This window comes from Rhodococcus sp. ACPA4, assembly GCF_002300185.1.
Classification (GTDB): domain Bacteria; phylum Actinomycetota; class Actinomycetes; order Mycobacteriales; family Mycobacteriaceae; genus Rhodococcus_F; species Rhodococcus_F globerula.
Map to the genome: position 1 here is coordinate 1,487,297 of NZ_NSDY01000001.1, position 18,703 is coordinate 1,505,999.

Annotated in this window: 17 protein-coding genes and 1 pseudogene; 6 read left to right on the forward strand and 12 right to left on the reverse strand. The window is 61.9% G+C overall.

The window, feature by feature from the left end; all coding sequences use genetic code 11:
* The first annotated feature begins 74 nt into the window (after positions 1–74).
* From CJ178_RS06775 to CJ178_RS06790, 4 genes and pseudogenes are all read left to right on the forward strand, one after another.
* Complete coding sequence (locus CJ178_RS06775) at positions 75–761, forward strand: MBL fold metallo-hydrolase (RefSeq protein ID WP_095886408.1); 687 nt, start codon at positions 75–77, stop codon at positions 759–761.
* 295 nt (positions 762–1,056) lie between these two features.
* Positions 1,057–1,296, forward strand: coding sequence for a hypothetical protein (locus CJ178_RS06780; RefSeq protein ID WP_095886409.1), 240 nt, complete (start codon positions 1,057–1,059; stop codon positions 1,294–1,296).
* Positions 1,293–2,735 carry a phospholipase D-like domain-containing protein gene (locus CJ178_RS06785; RefSeq protein ID WP_095886410.1) on the forward strand — a complete coding sequence of 481 codons (1,443 nt, stop codon included), beginning with the start codon at positions 1,293–1,295 and terminating at the stop codon, positions 2,733–2,735. The genes CJ178_RS06780 and CJ178_RS06785 overlap by 4 nt, the downstream gene beginning before the upstream one ends.
* Positions 2,736–3,312: 577 nt before the next feature.
* Positions 3,313–3,543 (forward strand): annotated as a pseudogene (locus tag CJ178_RS06790) (MBL fold metallo-hydrolase); the annotation flags it as partial.
* 79 nt (positions 3,544–3,622) lie between these two features.
* Here the strand turns inward: CJ178_RS06790 and CJ178_RS06795 are convergent.
* Complete coding sequence (locus tag CJ178_RS06795; protein ID WP_045070009.1) at positions 3,623–4,744, reverse strand: alpha/beta hydrolase; 1,122 nt, start codon at positions 4,742–4,744, stop codon at positions 3,623–3,625.
* 69 nt (positions 4,745–4,813) lie between these two features.
* The gene (locus CJ178_RS06800) at positions 4,814–5,431 is read right to left on the reverse strand and encodes a TetR/AcrR family transcriptional regulator (protein ID WP_033230803.1); all 618 of its coding nucleotides are present in this window, start codon (positions 5,429–5,431) and stop codon (positions 4,814–4,816) included.
* Positions 5,432–5,579: 148 nt separating this feature from the next.
* Here CJ178_RS06800 and CJ178_RS06805 point away from each other — a divergent pair, with 148 nt between their 5' ends.
* Together CJ178_RS06805 and leuC are read left to right on the forward strand one after the other, a co-directional pair.
* Positions 5,580–6,146 carry a VOC family protein gene (locus CJ178_RS06805; RefSeq protein ID WP_371851300.1) on the forward strand — a complete coding sequence of 189 codons (567 nt, stop codon included), beginning with the start codon at positions 5,580–5,582 and terminating at the stop codon, positions 6,144–6,146.
* 16 nt (positions 6,147–6,162) lie between these two features.
* Positions 6,163–7,581 (forward strand): 3-isopropylmalate dehydratase large subunit, encoded by a 1,419-nt coding sequence (gene leuC / locus CJ178_RS06810; RefSeq protein WP_095886411.1) that lies wholly within the window; start codon positions 6,163–6,165, stop codon positions 7,579–7,581.
* Positions 7,582–7,630: 49 nt separating this feature from the next.
* Here leuC and CJ178_RS06815 read toward each other — a convergent pair whose 3' ends face one another.
* The 10 genes from CJ178_RS06815 to CJ178_RS06860 are packed head-to-tail and all read right to left on the reverse strand — an operon-like array spanning position 7,631 to position 18,501.
* Positions 7,631–8,554 carry a ketopantoate reductase family protein gene (locus CJ178_RS06815; RefSeq protein ID WP_095887870.1) on the reverse strand — a complete coding sequence of 308 codons (924 nt, stop codon included), beginning with the start codon at positions 8,552–8,554 and terminating at the stop codon, positions 7,631–7,633.
* An 8-nt stretch (positions 8,555–8,562) separates the two neighbouring features.
* On the reverse strand, positions 8,563–9,729 hold the full coding sequence (locus CJ178_RS06820) for an enolase C-terminal domain-like protein (RefSeq protein ID WP_033230806.1): 1,167 nt from the start codon (positions 9,727–9,729) through the stop codon (positions 8,563–8,565).
* Between the two features lie 33 nt (positions 9,730–9,762).
* Positions 9,763–10,488, reverse strand: a complete 726-nt coding sequence (locus CJ178_RS06825; protein WP_033230807.1) for a GntR family transcriptional regulator — start codon at positions 10,486–10,488, stop codon at positions 9,763–9,765.
* A gap of 27 nt (positions 10,489–10,515) precedes the next feature.
* Positions 10,516–12,069, reverse strand: a complete 1,554-nt coding sequence (locus CJ178_RS06830) for an AMP-binding protein (protein ID WP_095886412.1) — start codon at positions 12,067–12,069, stop codon at positions 10,516–10,518.
* Between the two features lie 39 nt (positions 12,070–12,108).
* Positions 12,109–13,635 (reverse strand): class I adenylate-forming enzyme family protein, encoded by a 1,527-nt coding sequence (locus CJ178_RS06835; protein WP_033230809.1) that lies wholly within the window; start codon positions 13,633–13,635, stop codon positions 12,109–12,111.
* A complete protein-coding gene (locus CJ178_RS06840; RefSeq protein ID WP_033230810.1) occupies positions 13,635–14,765 on the reverse strand; it encodes a branched-chain amino acid ABC transporter permease in 1,131 nt (376 codons plus the stop codon). The genes CJ178_RS06835 and CJ178_RS06840 overlap by 1 nt, the downstream gene beginning before the upstream one ends.
* Positions 14,758–15,648 carry a branched-chain amino acid ABC transporter permease gene (locus CJ178_RS06845; protein ID WP_033230811.1) on the reverse strand — a complete coding sequence of 297 codons (891 nt, stop codon included), beginning with the start codon at positions 15,646–15,648 and terminating at the stop codon, positions 14,758–14,760. The genes CJ178_RS06840 and CJ178_RS06845 overlap by 8 nt, the downstream gene beginning before the upstream one ends.
* Entirely contained in the window at positions 15,641–16,450 is an 810-nt protein-coding gene (locus tag CJ178_RS06850; protein ID WP_033230812.1) for an ABC transporter ATP-binding protein, read from the reverse strand. The genes CJ178_RS06845 and CJ178_RS06850 overlap by 8 nt, the downstream gene beginning before the upstream one ends.
* On the reverse strand, positions 16,443–17,216 hold the full coding sequence (locus CJ178_RS06855; RefSeq protein WP_033230813.1) for an ABC transporter ATP-binding protein: 774 nt from the start codon (positions 17,214–17,216) through the stop codon (positions 16,443–16,445). The genes CJ178_RS06850 and CJ178_RS06855 overlap by 8 nt, the downstream gene beginning before the upstream one ends.
* 22 nt (positions 17,217–17,238) lie before the next feature.
* A complete protein-coding gene (locus CJ178_RS06860; protein ID WP_033230814.1) occupies positions 17,239–18,501 on the reverse strand; it encodes an ABC transporter substrate-binding protein in 1,263 nt (420 codons plus the stop codon).
* Positions 18,502–18,703: the final 202 nt, after the last annotated feature.

An 18,703-nucleotide genomic window follows, 5' to 3' on the forward strand; every position in this document is an offset into this window, starting at 1 on the left:
GCCACCGACAAGTTTTGACTACAAGCACGAACCCAGCGTTCTACCAGCCCCTATTCGAAGGTAGCCTGCGAATCATGACGAATCAGCCCATCGTGATCGACAACTCCTATACCGGTCAGCTCTCCCCCGATTCTGCGCCTCAACGACGCACCATCGACAGTGCAACCATCACGAAGATGTCAGTCGGCCCCATGGACAACAACACCTACCTCGTGGTCTGTTCCGCAACCGGGAAATCACTCCTGATCGACGCGGCCAACGAAGCAGAGAAAATCGTTGCGCTGATCGAGCAGGAAGCTCCGGTGTTCGACTCCATCGTCACCACACACCAGCACGGCGACCACTGGCTGGCACTGAAAGACGTCCACGCTGCCACCAACGTGCCAACCGCTGCGCATCCGCTCGATGCCGAAGCACTTCCCGTGACCCCGGACGTTCTGCTCGAGGACGGCGACAGCGTCACGGTCGGAAACCTGACCTTGGATGTCATCCACCTGTCCGGCCACACCCCCGGCTCCATCGCACTCGTGCTCACCGAACCGTCCGGCCAGGTTCACATCTTCACCGGTGACTCGCTCTTTCCAGGCGGAGTGGGTAAGACCGCTGATCCCGAGAAATTCACCTCACTGCTCAGCGATGTCGAGACCAAGCTCTTCGGACGCTACGACGACTCCGCCATCGTCTACCCCGGCCACGGCAAGGACACGACACTCGGCGCCGAGCGTCCGCACTTGCAGGAGTGGCGCGAACGCGGTTGGTGACCCTTGCACCGCACATCCCCAGCGCTGCCCCGCCGCGCGCGTTGGGGATGACCGCCCGTCGACGGACGTGATCAGTCCGGGAAGTCGCTCAGCAGCCGACTCAGACGGAATGGACTTCGACTCCAAGTTGTCGACAATCGGACTAGCTCCTCAGCCACGCAGCTTACTGGGCCGCAACCTACCCAGGGTCCGTCACTCACGGCCGCGATAGCTGGAACGGGGAGCTAGGACAGCTCCTCGGCTTCTTTAGCTGAGCGGTATCATCATCGCGAACCGTCACTTCCAAGGAGCCCACATGACCGCACCGCTCCACAGTCGGCAACTGCGGTCCGTGTCGACCGCGAAGCGCACTGAGCGGGAGTCGGTGCGCCGCCGCCACGGAGCATCCGAGGTCACAATCTTCGGGTCGGTAGCCAGTGCCCTTGCCGGGGAAGAGCTTTCGGAGTTACTCGCCACACATGTCGGCGTCGTGGCGCGAGAAGTATCCAAGGAAGCAGTGCCGGAAACTGCCCACGCCGATTTGGTCGACGTGTGAGCAGAATTCTGGCTCCGGGCGAAACCTGCTGGCGCATCGAGCCGGCAGATAATCTTGCCTGCATTATCGATGCCGCTGACTACTTTCATCATGCGAAGTCCGCGATGCTGCAAGCTGAAAAACGAATCATGTTGATCGGCTGGGACTTCGACACGCGCATCAAACTCGAGCCGCGCGAGAAGACGCTCGACGGCCCCAATCGGCTGGGCAGGTTCCTACGCTGGCTTGTCCGCGAAAAACCCGACCTCGAAATCCTCGTACTCAAATGGAACGTAGGGGCCTTCACCGCAATCGGACGCGGCATGACTCCAGTCTTCGTGTCGAACTGGTTGACCGACGAGCGCCTTCGGTTCGAAATCGACGGCGCCCACCCAGTGGGCGCCGCGCACCATCAGAAAATCATCGTCATCGACGATGCTTTGGCGTTCTGCGGTGGCATCGACATGACGGTGGACCGCTGGGACACCTCGGATCACGTCGACCGCAACGACTACCGAATCACACCGAGCGGAAGGCGTTACGGCCCTTGGCATGACGCGACCACAGCGGTCGACGGCGATGCGGCCGCGGCCATCGGCGAATTGGCGCGGGCACGCTGGAAATCCGCAACCGGCGAGGATCTGAGACCGGTCAAGAGCACGGCAACACCGTGGCCCGTCAATCTGGCGCCCACGTTGCGGGTTGTCGACGTAGCCATCGCCAGAACTCTGCCGGAACTCGACGAACGCACTGAAGTACGCGAGATCGAGGCGCTTTATCTCGCGGCCATCGCCGGTGCCGAACACACGCTGTACATCGAAAGCCAGTACCTCGCCTCACGCACTCTGGCCGAGGCGATCGCTGCACGCCTGCGTGAGGCCGACGGACCGGAGATCGTTCTGGTCATTCCGCGCAATGCCGACGGGTGGCTGGAACAAAAGGCGATGGACGGGGCACGCCACGACCTGTTGCATCTGTTGTGGACCGCCGACGTCCATGACCGGTTCGGTGCGTTCTATCCCGTGACCTCTTCTGGTGCACCAATTTACGTGCACGCAAAGATCCTGGTGATGGATGATCGACTCCTGCGAATCGGGTCATCGAACCTCAACAACCGTTCGATGGGCTTCGACACCGAGTGTGACATCGCCGTCGAATCCGACGACGACTCAGATGTCGAGTTGCGGGCCTCGATCGTCGGACTGCGGCGCCGACTGCTCAGCGAGCACCTCGACGTCACCGAGAATGAGATCGACGACGCGTTGCGCGAGCACTCACTGTTGACGACGGTTCGCACACTTGCGTCCTCCGACGCCCGCAGTCTGCGTGAATTCGACCGAAATACAGTCGACAGCGAAGACCACGTGCTCGCTGAAAATGCACTGATGGATCCGGAACGTACGCCACCGAGGCTGAGCGACCGAATCGACGGGATACGCCGTCTCCTCGACAGACGCTGAGACTCGAACCGCTCCACGACCTGTCGATCGGAGAAGTAACAATGGAAGTCGTCACGACATATTCGACATCCCTGACGTTGGAGGTCGCCATGCAGTCGTCGTGTGCGGAACACACGGCAACGGCGCGGGGCCGAGGGGTTCGCCGCGCTGGACGCGCTGGCAGCGCGAACCTGATCTCAACCTGCTCGCAGTAGGCGACTCGATTGATCGCTCCAATCGCTGATCAATGTCGGCCGCGGCGCTTTTCATCTATCCCGGCGCAGATCGATGCGCAGGTCGTGGGGGCGAACATTCCGCCTTGCAACGGCACCATCCCCGTTTCGTGACTAAACCTACCGATCCCCCCTTTTTCGACGAAATCCGGAAGCGTTAGTTATCAATCAGCCAGTTCGTTCCGGAACTGAAAATATTTTGTCGATCTTCCAAACTTTCACTTTGAACTCACCGCCGATCCGAAGACATTCGATATTCAGTGATAGAAAGGAGGATTTTCCTCGGGATCATGAATTACCGCGTCGAGCCGAGAATCCGCGATGATAAGTTCGATCGCTTCTGCGGGGCCGGCGATCATTGCGAACTCACCGAACCGTCGGGCCAGGTTCACGTTTTCACCGGCGACTCGCTCTTCCCAGGCGGAGTGGGTAAGACCGCTGATCCCGAGAAATTCACCTCACTGCTCAGCGATGTCGAGACCAAGCTCTTCGGACGCTACGACGACTCCGCCATCGTCTACCCCGGCCACGGCAAGGACACGACACTCGGCGCCGAGCGTCCGCACTTGCAGGAGTGGCGCGAACGCGGTTGGTGACTTGGAGATGGGGGCGCCCGCTCCAGTATCGAATACCGGAGCGGGCGTCGTCGAAGATTCGATTTCGAAGAAACTGTGACTAGCTCGACACTCCGAATCGCTTCTCGATCCAGGCTGCTGTCAGATCGGCAAGCTCGTCACGGGCACCGGGGGTGAGGAAGTAGTGATCCGCCTCCAACGCGTGAAACTCCTTGTCCTGCGCGCCAATCAACCCGTGGATCGCGTCAGCATCACTGGGGAACACACCCGTATCCTGCAAACCGTTGACCACAAGTGCGGGAACGGTGATGTTGGGCAGATGCGCGACCGCCCGCGTCTGCGAGTCCTCGAGACTCCATAGCGAAAGCCACGTCCGCAAGGTGCAGGCCGAGGCAATTCCGAAGACCGACCGGTTGGCGCGCTCCGGGACTCCGGCGTAGCAGAGGTTCGCCTTGCGATTGGTGGGTTCGAGGGTCGGATCGACCATCCGCGGATCAGCCCAGGTCCGGAACACCGAAAACGGCCGGTCGTGGTAGCCCGCGGCCGTGAGTCGCTCGAATTCCTCCTTCACCCATCTGGTGATGCGATGGTTTCTGGCAACCTGCGCGGCCCGGTAGCGCTCGACGAACTCGACACTGTAAGCAGGCCCGTTAGCCGGATCGAACAAGTCGAGGGATGAATCGGTTGCCAGAGGATCGCTCTCATCAGTGACCGAACCGTCCATCCATGAAGTGAGAACGTCAGGCCGACCCAGGTGAGCTGCGGTCGAGATGTACGCATCGCCGGCCGGCAGGTTTTCGACACCTGCCGCCAGGGACATTCCGGGTAACGGTGTGATACTCGGTGCCACCGCCTGAGACTGGTAAGCCGCCATGAGCGAACCACCGCCCGAGTTGCCAAGCAGGATGACGTTCTCCACACCGGCTTCCTCGCGGAGCCAACGAACGCCAACTCCGATATCACTGAGTGCGTAATCCAGGATGAATCTCGCCTCGTCTCCGCGGAACCGGGTATTCCAGCCGAGGAAGCCGACCCCCCGTTCCGCAAGATAATCCGCCATGTAATGCTCGGAAAAGTCGATCTGGTAGTGCGTCGCGATGACCGCCGTCTTCGGGCGCGTTCCGGCCCGCCGGTGGTAGAGACCCTGACACGGGTGTCCACCCGCGCCCATCCGGGGAAGGTTAAGACTCGGCAGTCCGACAAAGGTGCGTTCGATGGCCACTACGACTCCTTGTTTATAAATCTGGGTTCAGATTTAGTATCACGGCGCCGAGCCATAAGTCCATACCTCTCACTCGCGCCAATACACGGCACGGAACCAGATCTCGGTCAACGTGGCGATGCATGCCTCGTCATCTACGCCCGCGGCGCCCCCGTTAGCCAGCTTCTCGTAACTGAACATGTTCAACATCCCCACAATCGCCGTGGCGGTGAGACGTGGATCGACGCCAGGGCAGTATCCCCGTTCCTGCGCGATGACGACTTCCTCGGCAATACCGGAAATAGCTTCGTCACAGAGCTCGTCCCAGACCCGAGCGAAGTCGTCGTTGACCATGGCGAGCTGAAAGACCCCCACCATCTCCGCAAGTCGCTCTCGGTATGTCTCCCAGTGGGCCCTGGCTGAAGCCTCTACACGCTGCCTCGGTTCGCGGCCGACCAGCTTCCGATTGGCCTGCGCACGCACACGCGCATCCACCTGGAACTGACGTGCCCAACTCTCGAGCAACGCCTCCTTGGATTCGTAGTAGTTGTAGAACGAGGCCGGCGATCTTCCGGCTTCCGCGAGAATGTCAGCCACGCGCATCTTGAGGAAGCCTTTCTTCGCGATCACCTTTCGTGCAGCCGCATCGATCGCTTCCAACGTCTCGCGGCCACGCTTTGTCGGTCGCGCCTTCTCAGGACCAGTCATGTGCGCACCCTTTCACGGCAGCCTTGGATCTCCAGCCGTCTTTCTACACCAGAAGCACGTTAAGGCTGCGCCCACTGCTCACTGCACGACCATTGTCCGCATATGAATCTGATGTTAGAATCATATTTTCACTCTGGAAGGGATGCCCATGAACTCGCCCCGTTTCGAAGTCCGCGGCTTCAACCATGTCGCGCTCGTCTGCTCGGATATGGAAAGGACGGTGGACTTCTACACCAACATCCTCGGCTTTCCGCTCGTAAAGACCGTCGATCTTCCCGACGGCATCGGACAACATTTCTTCTTCGACGTCGGCAACGGGAACTCACTAGCGTTCTTCTGGTTCACCGACGCTCCCGACGGCGTGCCAGGCATTTCCGCGCCGGTCGAGAAGCCCGGCTTCGGCGAATGGACGAGCGCTGTGAGTTCGCTCAATCACATCGCGTTCGATGTCCCACCGGAGAAGTTCCAGGACTATCGCCAGAAGCTGAAGGAATCAGGTGTCCGGGTGGGCCCTCTCGTGAATCACGACGACAGCCCTTCCCAGATCGCGACCGAGATGCACGACGGCGTGTACGTCCGCTCGTTCTACTTCCAGGACCCCGACGGCATACTCCTCGAGTTCGCATGCTGGATGCGTGCCTTCGGTCCGCACGACGTCTCACACACTCCGCGAACTGGAGCGGACCGCCGTAAGCCCGTATCCGTCAACGACTAGAGCCAGCGCTGACTGAATACCGGAAGGACGGGCCGTGGCGCCGCGTACCCTGTTCGACAAGCTCTGGGACGAGCACGTTGTGGTTCGCGGCGAAACCGGCCCCGACCTGCTCTACGTCGACCTGCACTTGCTTCACGAAATGACGTCTCCACAAGCCTTCGAGGGACTCCGGGCCGCGGGCCGTCCAGTCCGTCGGCCGGATCTGACCATGGCGACGGAGGACCACAACGTACCTACCACCGGAGCTGGGTCTCCCATCTCGGATCCGATGAGCCGACTGCAATTGGAGTTGGTTCGCCGCAACTGCGCGGCCTTCGGTGTGCCACACAACCCCATGGACTCAGCCGGCAACGGCATCGTTCACGTCATCGGACCCGAGCAGGGCTTGACGCAGCCCGGCCTGACAATCGTGTGCGGCGATTCGCACACCTCCACCCACGGAGCGTTCGGCGCACTTGCATTCGGGATCGGAACGAGTCAGGTCGAGCACGTCATGGCGACACAAACACTCCGCATGGAGAAGCCGAATTCGATGCAGGTATGCGTCGACGGCCATCTCGACACCAGCGTGAGCGCAAAAGACCTCGCCCTGTACGTCGTTCGCACTCTAGGTCCCAACGGCGGCGCCGGAAGCGTCATCGAATACCGCGGAAGCGCGATTCGTTCGCTCAGCATGGAACAGCGAATGACCTTGTGCAACATGACTATCGAATGCGGCGCACGCGGCGGCCTGGTTGCCCCCGACGGCGTGACCTTTGCTTATCTGCGCGGCCGCAAGCACGCTCCGACAGGCGCTTTGTGGAACCAGGTGCTCACCTACTGGCAAACCTTGCAGACGGACGACGGCGCCCTCTTCGACTACACGCACGAATTGTCCGCCTCCGACGTCTCCCCCACGGTCACCTGGGGCACCATCCCCAGTCACTCGGTCTCGCTGGACGGCTTTGTCCCATCCCCCGACGACTACAGCGATCCCGCCGAGCGCGAAGCGGCGACACGCGCCCTTGCCTACATGGCCCTCGAGCCAGGAACGCCTATGCGCGACATAACAATTGACACTGTTTTCATCGGATCGTGTACCAACGGTCGGCTCGAAGACTTACGTGCGGCAGCCCAGGTTCTCACAGGCCGCACCGTTGCTCCCGGCGTCCGGGCCCTCGTCGTTCCCGGTTCACGAGCCGTTGCGGCGGCGGCCGAGGCTGAGGGCCTCGACCGGATCTTCACTCAGGCCGGATTTGCGTGGCGTTCCGCCGGGTGTTCGATGTGCACTGCCATGAACCCGGATGCACTTGGTCCCGGACAACGTTCGGCATCGACGACCAATCGGAATTTCGAGGGTCGCCAAGGCCCTGGGGCGCGGACTCACCTGGTATCGCCTGCAGTAGCGGCGATGACGGCAGTGCGCGGCCGGCTCAGCGGTCCTGGGGACCACTGAGCCGGCCGGTTTAACCACCGAGCCGGTCGCAACACTCGGCTCCGTCTGCCTATCGAACCCCGAATCCGGCTTCACGGGTTCGGACCAGTGCCGTCAGTGTCGCATTGACCGGCGCAAGCCGCCCCACCTTTGCGGCTTCTCGGGGAACAGCGCCGTTGATCGATCCGATCTCACTGACCCGCCCGGCTTCGTGATCGAGTAGCGCCGACGGTTTTGCTGCGGGCATCGCCGCACCGAAATCCCGTACGAAAGCGACCGGGTCTGCCACATCGATCGCGATATCGCGGGCCCTGGCTATCTCCCAGGTCTCCGTCGCGGCGGCCCGGCTGACCGGACCCATGTGCTCGTGATCGAGCACATCGCCCACGGTGAGACCGGTGAGCGCACACGGCGCACTGTATGCGACATTGCAGATCAGCTTCTCCCACTGCATCGCTGCGATGTCGGCCACAGCCAGCGCGTCGAATCCCGCTGTCCGCCACGCACCGGCAACCCTGTCGACGGCCTCGAACGAGAGATCTCCGTAAGCACCGAATCGCATCGCCCTCATCGCGTTGTGATTCACCCGGCCAGGAGCGATCAGCGACGCGCCGAAACCGCTTGCAATGCCCACAGCCAGTCGGTCTGCGCCGACGTGCCGAGCGACCTCGTCCGCCGATCCCAATCCGTTCTGAATCGTGAGCACCACGGTGTCGTCACCGATCAACATCCCGAGGGAGGCGGCGGCGCCGGCGACGTCGGCGGCCTTGACAGCGAGTACGACGAGATCAACCGACTCGTTCGGGATCGTCAGGAAAGCGCGCACAGGCACCACACGTTCCCCGTCCGGACCTGAAATTCGCAGACCCGAGGTTGAGATGGCCTGAACGTGATCTCCCCAGCGGTCCACCACCAGCACGTCGTGGCCGGCCCCAGACAAGCGGCCTGCGTACACGGAACCCATTGCGCCGCAACCTACTACTGCAATCTTCAGAGATTGGTTCATGTCACCAACTCCACGATTCTCTCGGCCAGACCCGACTTCGCCTCCAACCCGAACCCGGGGTTGTCCGCGGGTCGAATCAGTCCGTCGGCCAGGACACAATCGTCGCTGTAACCGCCGAACGGTTGGAAGACACCCGGATACGCTTCGCAACCGCCCAAACCCAACCCGACGACGATATGCAGATTCATCAGGTGCCCACCGTGGGGCATTGCGGCCGTTCGATCGAAGCCCCGGTGTTCCATCAGCGCAATCATTTCCGCGTACTCGGTCAGGCCGTAACTCAGTCCCGCATCCATCTGGAGGATGTCGCGATCCGGTCGTAGACCACCGAATCGGAGGAGGTTACCGACGTCTTGTGTGGAAAAAAGGTTCTCGCCAGTCGCGATCACGCCGTCGTAGACCTCGCACAGATCGCTGCACAGGGCGTAATCGAGCGGATCGACCGCCTCCTCGTACCAGCGCAGACCATAGGGGGCGAGCGCCTCGGCGTATTTCAAGGCTTGGTCACGGTCGAAACGACCGTTTGCATCGACCGCCAGATGTCGTCCGCTCCCGGTGACCTCGATGGCAGCATCGATCCGGCGCAGATCCTCGCCGAGTTCGACCCCACCGATCTTGATCTTGACGGCCGAGTATCCGGCAGCCCGGTAACCGGCGATCTCAGCTCGCAATCTCCCCAGGTCGTCGATGTCCTGGTAGTAACCTCCGGCGGCGTAGACCGGCGCACCCGAAGCCAGCGGCGTCCGGCCGTATGCTCGCGCGATCGTCTGGTAAACCGGTTCATCGTGGTACTTGGCGAGCACGTCCCACACCGCCAGTTCGATCGCACTCGCCGCCGCCGCGCGGTCTCCGTGACCTCCTGGCTTCTCGTCTGTGCGGGCGACCTTCAGAACCCGAGCAGGATCCAGCAACCCGGTGGTCGGCGACAGCAGAGTGTCCGGGTCTGCCTCGAGGACCCGCGGAATCATCCGTTCGCGCAGAATACCGCCCTGCGAGTGCCTCCCGATCGAGTTGAAGGCAACACCCACCAACGGACGCCCGTTCCGAATTATGTCGGTGACAACGGCGACAAGGGACACCTTGTGCCGATCGAAGCTGACAACCGCGTTCGAGATGGCGCCGACCAGCGGCACATCAAGCTCGCGGATCTCGGTGATCCTCAATTTTCCTCCATAGCTGTTCTGAGCTAGCTGTTCTCAACGACGCCGCTGCATCGACACGTTGAAGTCGAATCGATCGCCCGGGTGTATCGACACCGTCACCTGGGCTACCGCCCCCGAGCTCTCTACATATCTGCGGGTGATTTCGAGGCAGGGCGAACCCGCCTCGGCACGCAATAGATCGGCAAGGTCGTTCGGCAAGGCGCACGCACGGATTCGCTGCTCGACGCGATCGGTCAGGCGCCCGGTACACCGCTCGACGATCTCGTTGATGAGACCGTCCGGGCGTTCGAGGCGGTCTCCGACGGTAGCGGCGACGTCAGGATCGAGGTACACGTCCGTGTGGCACACCGGGCTCTCTTCACCGAGATCACCGAGGCGCAACATCCGGATGCGCGCCCACCGATCACCGGCATGGCCGCCGATCTGCTCAGCCAACAGCTGATCGGCAACCACGCCGTCTCGAGTCAGCACCAGCCGTCGAGTCTCGACCGAGTACTGCAGCAAATCGTTCATGTTCGTGACGGTGCGCGAATATCCGCCGGTGGGCTGGATGGATTCCACCGTTGTCCCGATCTTGCGTCGCCGCGACACCATGCCCAAGCTCTCCAGGGAACCCAACGCCGAACGGACCGTGGCTCGGGACACTGCGTAGCTGTCGGCGAGGCTTATCTCCGTCGGCAGCTTCGAGCCCACCGGATACGACCCGTCCTCGATCCGTCGGGCGAGTGAACGCGCTACCTCCTCATACCGAGCTACCACTTATCTTTTCCTCCCGGTCGTGGGGATTCATGCGATCCCCCGCTCATGTTGCGCCCAATAGGGCCTGCGCAGCTCACGTTTGAGAAGCTTGCCACTGGGGTTTCGCGGTAGTTCGGCCACGATGTCAACCGACGTGGGGCACTTGTAGTGCGCCAGATGCTGCCGGCAGTAGGAGATCACGTCGCTCACATCCAGGCCCTCGCGGGTGGGCACAATCACGGCTTTCACCGTCTCACCCCAACGCTCGTGCGGCACTGCGATCACGGCGGCGTCGCGCACAGCGGGATGCGCCATGAGCACGTTCTCCACTTCCACCGGATACACGTTCTCCCCGCCGGAGACAATCATGTCCTTGACCCGGTCGCAGAGAAACAGATACCCGTCTTCGTCGAGGTAGCCCGCGTCTCCAGTCCGGAACCAACCGTCGCCACTGAGCACTGCGGCTAGTTCATCCGGCTGGTTGTGGTATCCCGTCAACAGCATCTCGCTGCGTGTCCACACCTCGCCGGTCGCACCCACCGATACCCGTTCCCCCGTGACAGGGTCGAAGACACCCATTTCGACGCCGCGCACAGGCCGACCGGCCGACGCGAGCAGCAGGCCGCCGCCGCCGCGATGATCCTCTGCATCGAGAATCGTTATCGGACCGCAAGTTTCGGTCATTCCATAGGCTTGCATGAGGTCACAGCCGAAGACGTCCTGCGCAACCGAGGCAACGGTGGGCGACATCGGCGAACCGCCATAGATCAGGGTCCGCAACTCCGGGTACGTCGAGCGGCGCGCACTCTCGTGCTCGACCAACATCTGCACCACGGCGGGCACTGTCAAAGCGTGGTTGACAGCGCCCCCGGCCAGGACGGGCAGCACCAACTCCGGACGGACGTCGAGAACGTGGTGCGAACCGGCGCCAAGCCCGAGACAGTAGAAGATCCAACCGGTGCCGGAAATATGGAAGTTCGGCGCCGGAACCATGACAACGTCTCCCGGGTGGATCTGCCAGGGTGGGTTGGACGCAAGATTGGCAGCGATCGCCCGGTTGGACAGCTGCACACCCTTGGGCCGACCGGATGTTCCCGACGTATAAACCATGAGCGCGATATCGTCCGGGCCGGCGGCGGGTGTCACAGGCTCCTCGGAAAACTGCGCCAGCCAATTCTCGAAATCCTGTGGCTGTGCATCCGGGACGAGTAGGCGGGTACGGCCGTCCTCCGGTACCGGATATCCGAACTGCGGCATAAATTCTGCCTCGACCACGATCGCATCCAGGTTCGCATCCGCGACTATCTCTTGCATCTCCCGGCGGCTCAGCCGCCAATTAAGTGGCGTAGCAGTGGCTTTCACCAAGGAAGCTGCAGCAAGCACCACTCCCCACGACACTGCACTCTTTCCCGCAAAACCGACGCCACGGATGGTGGCACTATCAGGCACCAAAACAGCGAAGCCGTTGGCGAGCCGACTGCTGTGCCGATACCACTCGCCAAAGGTATGTGCGGCAACACCTTCGACGGCAATACCAGGTGAATCGGGCCTTTCCTGTGACCAGTACTCGAGCATTCGTCCGATTGAATAATGATGATCCATGTTCTCCTCGTCCTCTTGTACGCGAAGCTGAAGGGCCGTTTAGGCGGAACCGGCTACCAGGCGCTCGCGCAGTTCGACTTTGCGCACCTTGCCCAGAGCATTGCGCGGCAGCTCTGTGATGTGTTGGATCGAGGACGGACACTTGAACCCCGCCAGCCGTTCTCGGCAGTGGCTGTCCAGTTCGCCGACATCCGGGACGACACCCGCTGCGCACACGACGAACGCCACCGGGGTCTCACCCCACTTCGGATGCGGCCGTGCAACGACTGCGACGTCGACAACTGCCGGGTGGTCGAGCAGTGCCCGCTCGATTTCGGCGGGGTACACGTTCTCGCCGCCGCTGATGATCATGTCTTTCGAACGTCCGACGATCCGGAGGAAGTTGTCCTCGTCGAGCACTGCCATGTCGCCCGTCCGGTACCAGCCGTCACTGGTGAAGGCTGCTTCGGTCTCGACGGGATTTCGCCAGTACTCGCGGATGACATTCTCGCTACGAACCCACAACTCGCCGGGTGCGCCCGTCGGTTGCGCGTTCCCGGCGGGATCGACGATCCGCGCCTCCCATCCCTGCGAGATCTGGCCCGCGGTAGCGAGCCGAGCGCTCCCCGGGACATGATCCTCCGGTCGCAGGACCGACAGGAAACCCTGGAGTTCGGTGCTGCCGTAGATTTGTCGGAACCGTCGGCAGATCACACGAAGCGCCCTCTCGAGCAGCTCCGATTCGATCGGGGCAGCGCCGTACTGCACTTCGAGCAGGCTCGACAGATCTGCGTCCTGTGTGGTCCGCTCCATCGTGTCAACGAGCATCTCGACGATAGTCGGGGCGGCGGTGAAGAAGTTGATCCGCTCGCGCCCGATCACGTCGATGACGCGGTCGATGTCGACACCGTCGTGAATGAAGAGCGTTCCTCCGGTGAGGAAGCACTGCATCGCCTGGGCGAACCCTGCGAGGTGGAACAGCGGCATCATCACCAGGTGGCGACTGCCTCGCTGCTGGTCGCCGATGTCGATCGCGAACCCCGCGAGCCCCCGGATGAGGGCGCCGTGATCGAGCGGGATGATCTTGGGCAGACCGGTGGTTCCACTACTGTGCATGAGGAACGCCGCCTGATCGGCACGCAACCGATCCCGTGGATACGGCGCCGGTGGTTCGCCGCAGCAATCCGCTCCCGTCCAGCCCTCACTCTTCGCTCCTGAAACCACACGGACGAGATCGTCTCGGTTCTCCATGACGGACTGATAGGCCTGGTCGACGAAAATACCTGCGGGCGTGGCAGTATCGAGCAAACGATCGATTTCGTGCGCAGTCATTCGCCAGTTCACGAGCAACGGCAGCGCTCCGAGTCTCATGAGACCCAATGTCTGAACCAGAAATTCGGCGCTGTTGCGTGCGATCACCGCCACAACGTCGTCCGGCCGAATGCCGCGTGCCCACCACTGCGCAGCAGTGCGCTCGACGCGGGCTCGAAACTGTCGGTAGGTCAACTGCTCCCGATCGTCGCTCACGGCCAGCGCGTCCGGATCGGATGTGGCACGCCAGTCAAGGACATGCAGCCAGGTGTACATCAGACGGTCTCCTTCTCCTGGTGTGGTTCGGGCGTCGGGTCAGGCTCAGGCGGCGGCGCGAGTTCTTGCTTCGGCCCGGGTCTGGAGCCCGCGCGGTGCGTCGGTCCGAGCAGCCATCCGAGAACTCGATCGAGCCCACCGCGGGCAAACATGATCACGAGAATCAGTAGACCGCAGTAGACAAAAACGCTCATGACGTTTGCGTCGATGCCGCCTTGTCCTACTGGCACGAGAAAGGGAATGTTGCCGGCGAACTGCCCGAGCACCCGCGGCAGTGCGGTGACGAACACCGCGCCGGCAATGGCGCCGCGCAGGCTGCCGAGACCACCGATGATGATGATGACCAGGTAATCGGTCGACAGCAGGAACCCGAACGCCTGTGGAGTGATGAACTGAATCGTCACTGCAAGAAGGACACCCGCAATACCGGCGTATACGGAGGCGACGAAGAATGCCGCAGCCTTGTTCCGGCCTACGTTGACACCCATCGCCGAGGCCGCCACTTCGCTCTCACGCACCATGGACAGAGCCAGGCCGGGCCTGGCCTGAACAATTCTGCGAGCCGCAATGTACGCAACTGCTACGAGTGCGATTCCGAGCAACCACAGTTTCTCCACCGCGCCGAAGGGCACACCGAGCACATTCCACGGTTCGCTGTCACCGAAATTCACGCCGAGGATCTCGAATTCCGGGACAGCTCTGCCGATGTAGCCACCGCTCAATTGTTCGACCTCGTTGAGAAAGTGAACCCAGATGAACACAAGCCCGATGGTGACGACCGCCAGATAGAGTCCGGTTACCCGACTCGACAACGGGCTGAGCAGCAGGCCCCCGATCCCCGCGGTGAGCACTGCCCCGACGGCTGCGACCGCAGGCGGCAAACCCAGGCCCCAGACATTGTCACCGGGTGGGCTCGCCAATGTGACGTACCCGTAGGCGCCGATACCGACGAAGACCGCATGCGCCAACGAAATCTGCCCCGCCACGCCCACGAGCATCGCCAAACCCATCGCAGCGATCGCTGCCGCCATCGCCAAACCGCCTAGTTGCAACCAGAACTCGCCGACGAAGTACGGCGCGATGACCAGTGCGACCACAAGACCCACCACGAGGAAACGTCCTCTAGACACGGGCCACCTGCTTTGTGCTGAACAGCCCCTCGGAACGCACCAGCAGGACGACCAGCAGAAGAATCCAGGCGCTGATACCCGAAAGGTTGTGCGCCCACCCGCCCAAAGAACTCTCGTAGGTTGCCGCAAACGCCTCCGTCAGGCCGAGCATCAATCCGCCGACCAGCGCGCCGGTGACCGATCCCAGACCGCCGATAACGGCAGCCGGGAAAGCGCGAAATGCTGTGTCCGCCAAGGACGGTGCAACACCTGCAGCCGGGAAGGACGCAAGGAACAACCCTGCGAGAACGGCCAGTGCACCACCAATCGCCCAGCTCGTCCACGAGACACGCGACAAACGCACGCCCATCAACTTGGCAACCTCCGCATCCTGGTTGCTCACCCGCATTGCCAGCCCCCAGTTGGTAAAGCGGAACAAGAGCAGAAACACCGCGATCGCAGCTACCGCAACGCCGAGCGCAATGAGCCGGGACGCAGGCATCGTAATCATCCCGAACTCGACGATGCGATCCCCGACCGGATCATTCAGTGGCCACGTTTCCGCTCCGAGACGACGGCTGACTTCGGTGACGATCAGCAAATTCACGCCGAGAGTAAGAATCGTCAGAGTTACGTGGTCCTGTGTTCGTGATTGACGAATGAAAACGACGTCGGTGACGATCGCGACCAGCGCTCCCACCGCCAACCCGGCTAGGACACCGACCAGATATCCATGCGATTCGCTGACGAGTGCCGCCACGAAAACGCCGGAGAGCAGGAACCCGCCGTGGGCGAAATTGAGGATCCCGGTGGCTCGGTAGATGACCACGAATCCTAGGGCCATCACGGCATACAGCGCGCCGAGTGAGACCCCACCGGCCAAGGCATTCAAGAAACTATCCACGAGAAGTCCTCTCGACTTCGAACGGCGCCTCACTACCGAGGTATGCGGCGATGACAGCGGGATCTCGTTGCACCACTTCAGGTGCGGCGTCGGCAATTACCCTGCCGGACTGCAATACGGTGATGTGGTCGGAGAGACCGAGAACCAAGTCCATGTCGTGCTCGACGAGAAGCACGGTCAGATCGAAGCGATCGCGGCATTCCAGTATCTGCTCACCCAGGGCCCACGATTCGGCATCGTTCATTCCGGCAACAGGCTCGTCGAGTAACAGCAGCGACGGCTGCGCACACAAAGCGCGGGCGATCTCCACCTTCTTTCGGATGCCGTAGGGCAACGGACCCACGGACTGGTCGAGGTACTTCTCGATTCCCAGCGCCTCCGCCATCGTGCGAACGACTTCGTCGTCCTCAGTCCTCTCACGACGCGCTGACGGGAGAGCAAGCGCAGCGGCGAACATCCCAGTGCGCGTGCGGTGGTGGCGACCGACACGAAGTGTGTCCGCCACTGTCAGATGCGGCGGGAGCACCAGATTCTGGAACGTACGGGCAATTCCGTGGGTGATGATCTGGTGCTGTGGCACTGTATCTAGCCGCACGTCACCGAAACGAACCATGCCCGACGCCAGGGGATACAGCGCAGTGAGTGCGTTGAAACACGTCGATTTCCCGGCCCCGTTCGGCCCGATCAACGAATGAATCGTGCCCCGCCGGATGGCAAACGAGACATCATCGAGTGCAAGAACGCCGCCGAACCGAACCGTGAGTCCCTCGGCCGTGAGAAGGTTTCCGTCTACTTCACTCATCACCCCGGCCCCCTGCCTTGGTCAGCACGGCGGAACCGTGGGCGGTGGTCTTACCCAGTGTGAGCTCGAGGAGCATGTCGGAATCGATCAGGTCTGCGGCCGGCCCCTGCGCGGCCATGGTACCGCCGTTGAGGACGTACGCATGGTGCGCGACGGAGAGTGCAAGCCTCGTATTCTGTTCAACCAGTAGAACACTCGTCCCGTCCGCATTCACCTGTGTAATCGTGTCCATGATCTGCCGAGCGACGAGAGGAGCCAGACCCAACGACGGCTCATCCATCAGTAATACCTTCGGCTCACTCATCAGCGCCCGTCCGATTGCGAGCATCTGCTGCTCTCCACCGGACAGCAGGCCGGCGGTTTGGCCGGCCCTCTCTACGAGGATCGGAAACAGTTCGCGGACCCGGCGCAGGCTGGCCGCCACGCGGGACCGCGAACGCACCGACAACGCGCCGGCCATGAGGTTCTCCTGGACCGTCAGCTGCGCGAAGATTCGACGCCCCTCAGGCACCTGAACGATGCCGTGTCGAACGATCTTGTCTGCATTGCTCCGATCGAGGTCCAGACCCTCGCCGCGCACCGTCCCGGCGACCACCTGTCCGCCTTGGGCACCGAGAATTCCCGAGAGTGCCCGCAGGAGTGTCGTTTTACCCGCACCGTTATTCCCGATCAGCGCAACGATCTGTCCCTCGTCGACGCGCAGGTTCACGTCGTGGAATACCTTCGCAGAACCGTAACTCACTGCAAGGGAATCGACTTCGATCATCGTGGCCCTCCTCGTCCTACACTCACTTGGTGTAGCTCTTGTCGGCGGCGTACTTCACTGCAGCGGCGCTGGCGGTGGGAGTCTGCGCAATCACGGTTCCACCCTTGGCATTCGGATCCGGCACGAGAATGAACGACTCCAGCGACGGCGCCGTTCCTGGGTTGGAGAAATCGAGGTCGACAGCGAGACCGTCGGTGTCGATTACTCCCACTTTGCTCATGGCTGTGGTGATGCCCTGCGGAGTCAGATCCTTGTCCTCACACGCCTGGTTCAGGCCCTTTTCGAGCAGTTGCGCCATCAGATACCCGGCGGCAGCAGGTGCGGTTGCCGCGCGGTCGCCGTACTTGGCCTCCCAGGCGGCGAGAAGTTCCTGGACCGGCGCCGCATCAGAACTGAACGGTGCACTGTTCGAGGTCAGGACAACGTGATCGACAAGCGCATCACGGGCCGGCCCCGCCAGGTCGCCACTTGACAGCAAGTTGGTGGCTTGAATCACGACGTCGTATCCGCCGGCCTTCGCGACAGCAGCAGCCGAAACGGTTTGTGCGCTCGCGGTGCCCATGACTATCGCCTTGGCACCCGCCTGGCGCAAAGTGTTGACCTGCGCGGTCGCGTCGGTAGCCGTGCTGTCGATCTTTGTGTTCTCCACCTTCAGACCGAACTGTTGCGCTGCACCGGCCACCCCGTTTGTCACCGCTACACCGATGCCGTTGGGATACGCGATGACACCGATCGTGTCGCCCTCCTTGAGGATCCCTTTCTCCACGAGGTAGGCAACACCGTTGACAGCTTCGACGTCGTACGGTGCCCCCGGCATGAAGGCCTGCGGCACGGTCAGGAGCACCGGATCGTACGAACCTGCCAATACGGCGAGTCCGTCCTGAGCGAGCTTGGGCCCGAGCGTCACCGCGTCAGTTCCCGGCGACAGATTGACAATTCCCGCGATATCCGTCCGCAGCGACGTGTACTGCGTCATCGTCTCCTGCGAGTTGTACTTGTTGTCACGCGATTCGATCCGCAATTCACGATCGCAGACTCCACCGCCGGCATTGACCTTGTCGAACCACAGTTGGATGCCTGCAACCCCGTCCTGGCCAAGACCGCCGATCGGTCCGCTGAGAGGGACCAGCGCACCGAGGGTGATGGCATCGGACGTCACGCCGACGCCTGCCTTCACGCCGCCCGATTCTCCCGAGTCGGCATTGTCGGTCGCCTTCGAGGAGCAGCCGGCGATGGCAAGTGCGATCACTAGCGTCGGACCGAGGACCTTGAGCTTGTTCTTCATTCGTTCTCCAGGACAGTTGGTGGACGGGATGAAACAGGGCAAGCGGTTGTGGCACACCGACAATCCGAGCCGGCAGCCAGGACGCAGCCATTTCGCGTCAGATATAAATCTAAGTTCAGGTTTAGATATAAGCGTGAGCCAGTTCACAAGTCAAGGTGCGTACCAAAGAATTTTCGGTCTGAATTGAAACATGCAGTTCAAA

Bases quoted from the DNA above. Each gene is read 5' to 3' on its own strand.
- CJ178_RS06775 (WP_095886408.1), top strand. From the start codon at position 75: ATGACGAATCAGCCCATCGTGATCGACAACTCCTATACCGGTCAGCTC.
- CJ178_RS06780 (WP_095886409.1), top strand. From the start codon at position 1,057: ATGACCGCACCGCTCCACAGTCGGCAACTGCGGTCCGTGTCGACCGCG.
- CJ178_RS06800 (WP_033230803.1), bottom strand. From the start codon at position 5,431: ATGACTGGTCCTGAGAAGGCGCGACCGACAAAGCGTGGCCGCGAGACG.
- CJ178_RS06805 (WP_371851300.1), top strand. From the start codon at position 5,580: ATGAACTCGCCCCGTTTCGAAGTCCGCGGCTTCAACCATGTCGCGCTC.
- CJ178_RS06830 (WP_095886412.1), bottom strand. From the start codon at position 12,069: ATGGATCATCATTATTCAATCGGACGAATGCTCGAGTACTGGTCACAG.
- CJ178_RS06835 (WP_033230809.1), bottom strand. From the start codon at position 13,635: ATGTACACCTGGCTGCATGTCCTTGACTGGCGTGCCACATCCGATCCG.
- CJ178_RS06850 (WP_033230812.1), bottom strand. From the start codon at position 16,450: ATGAGTGAAGTAGACGGAAACCTTCTCACGGCCGAGGGACTCACGGTT.
- CJ178_RS06855 (WP_033230813.1), bottom strand. From the start codon at position 17,216: ATGATCGAAGTCGATTCCCTTGCAGTGAGTTACGGTTCTGCGAAGGTA.
- CJ178_RS06860 (WP_033230814.1), bottom strand. From the start codon at position 18,501: ATGAAGAACAAGCTCAAGGTCCTCGGTCCGACGCTAGTGATCGCACTT.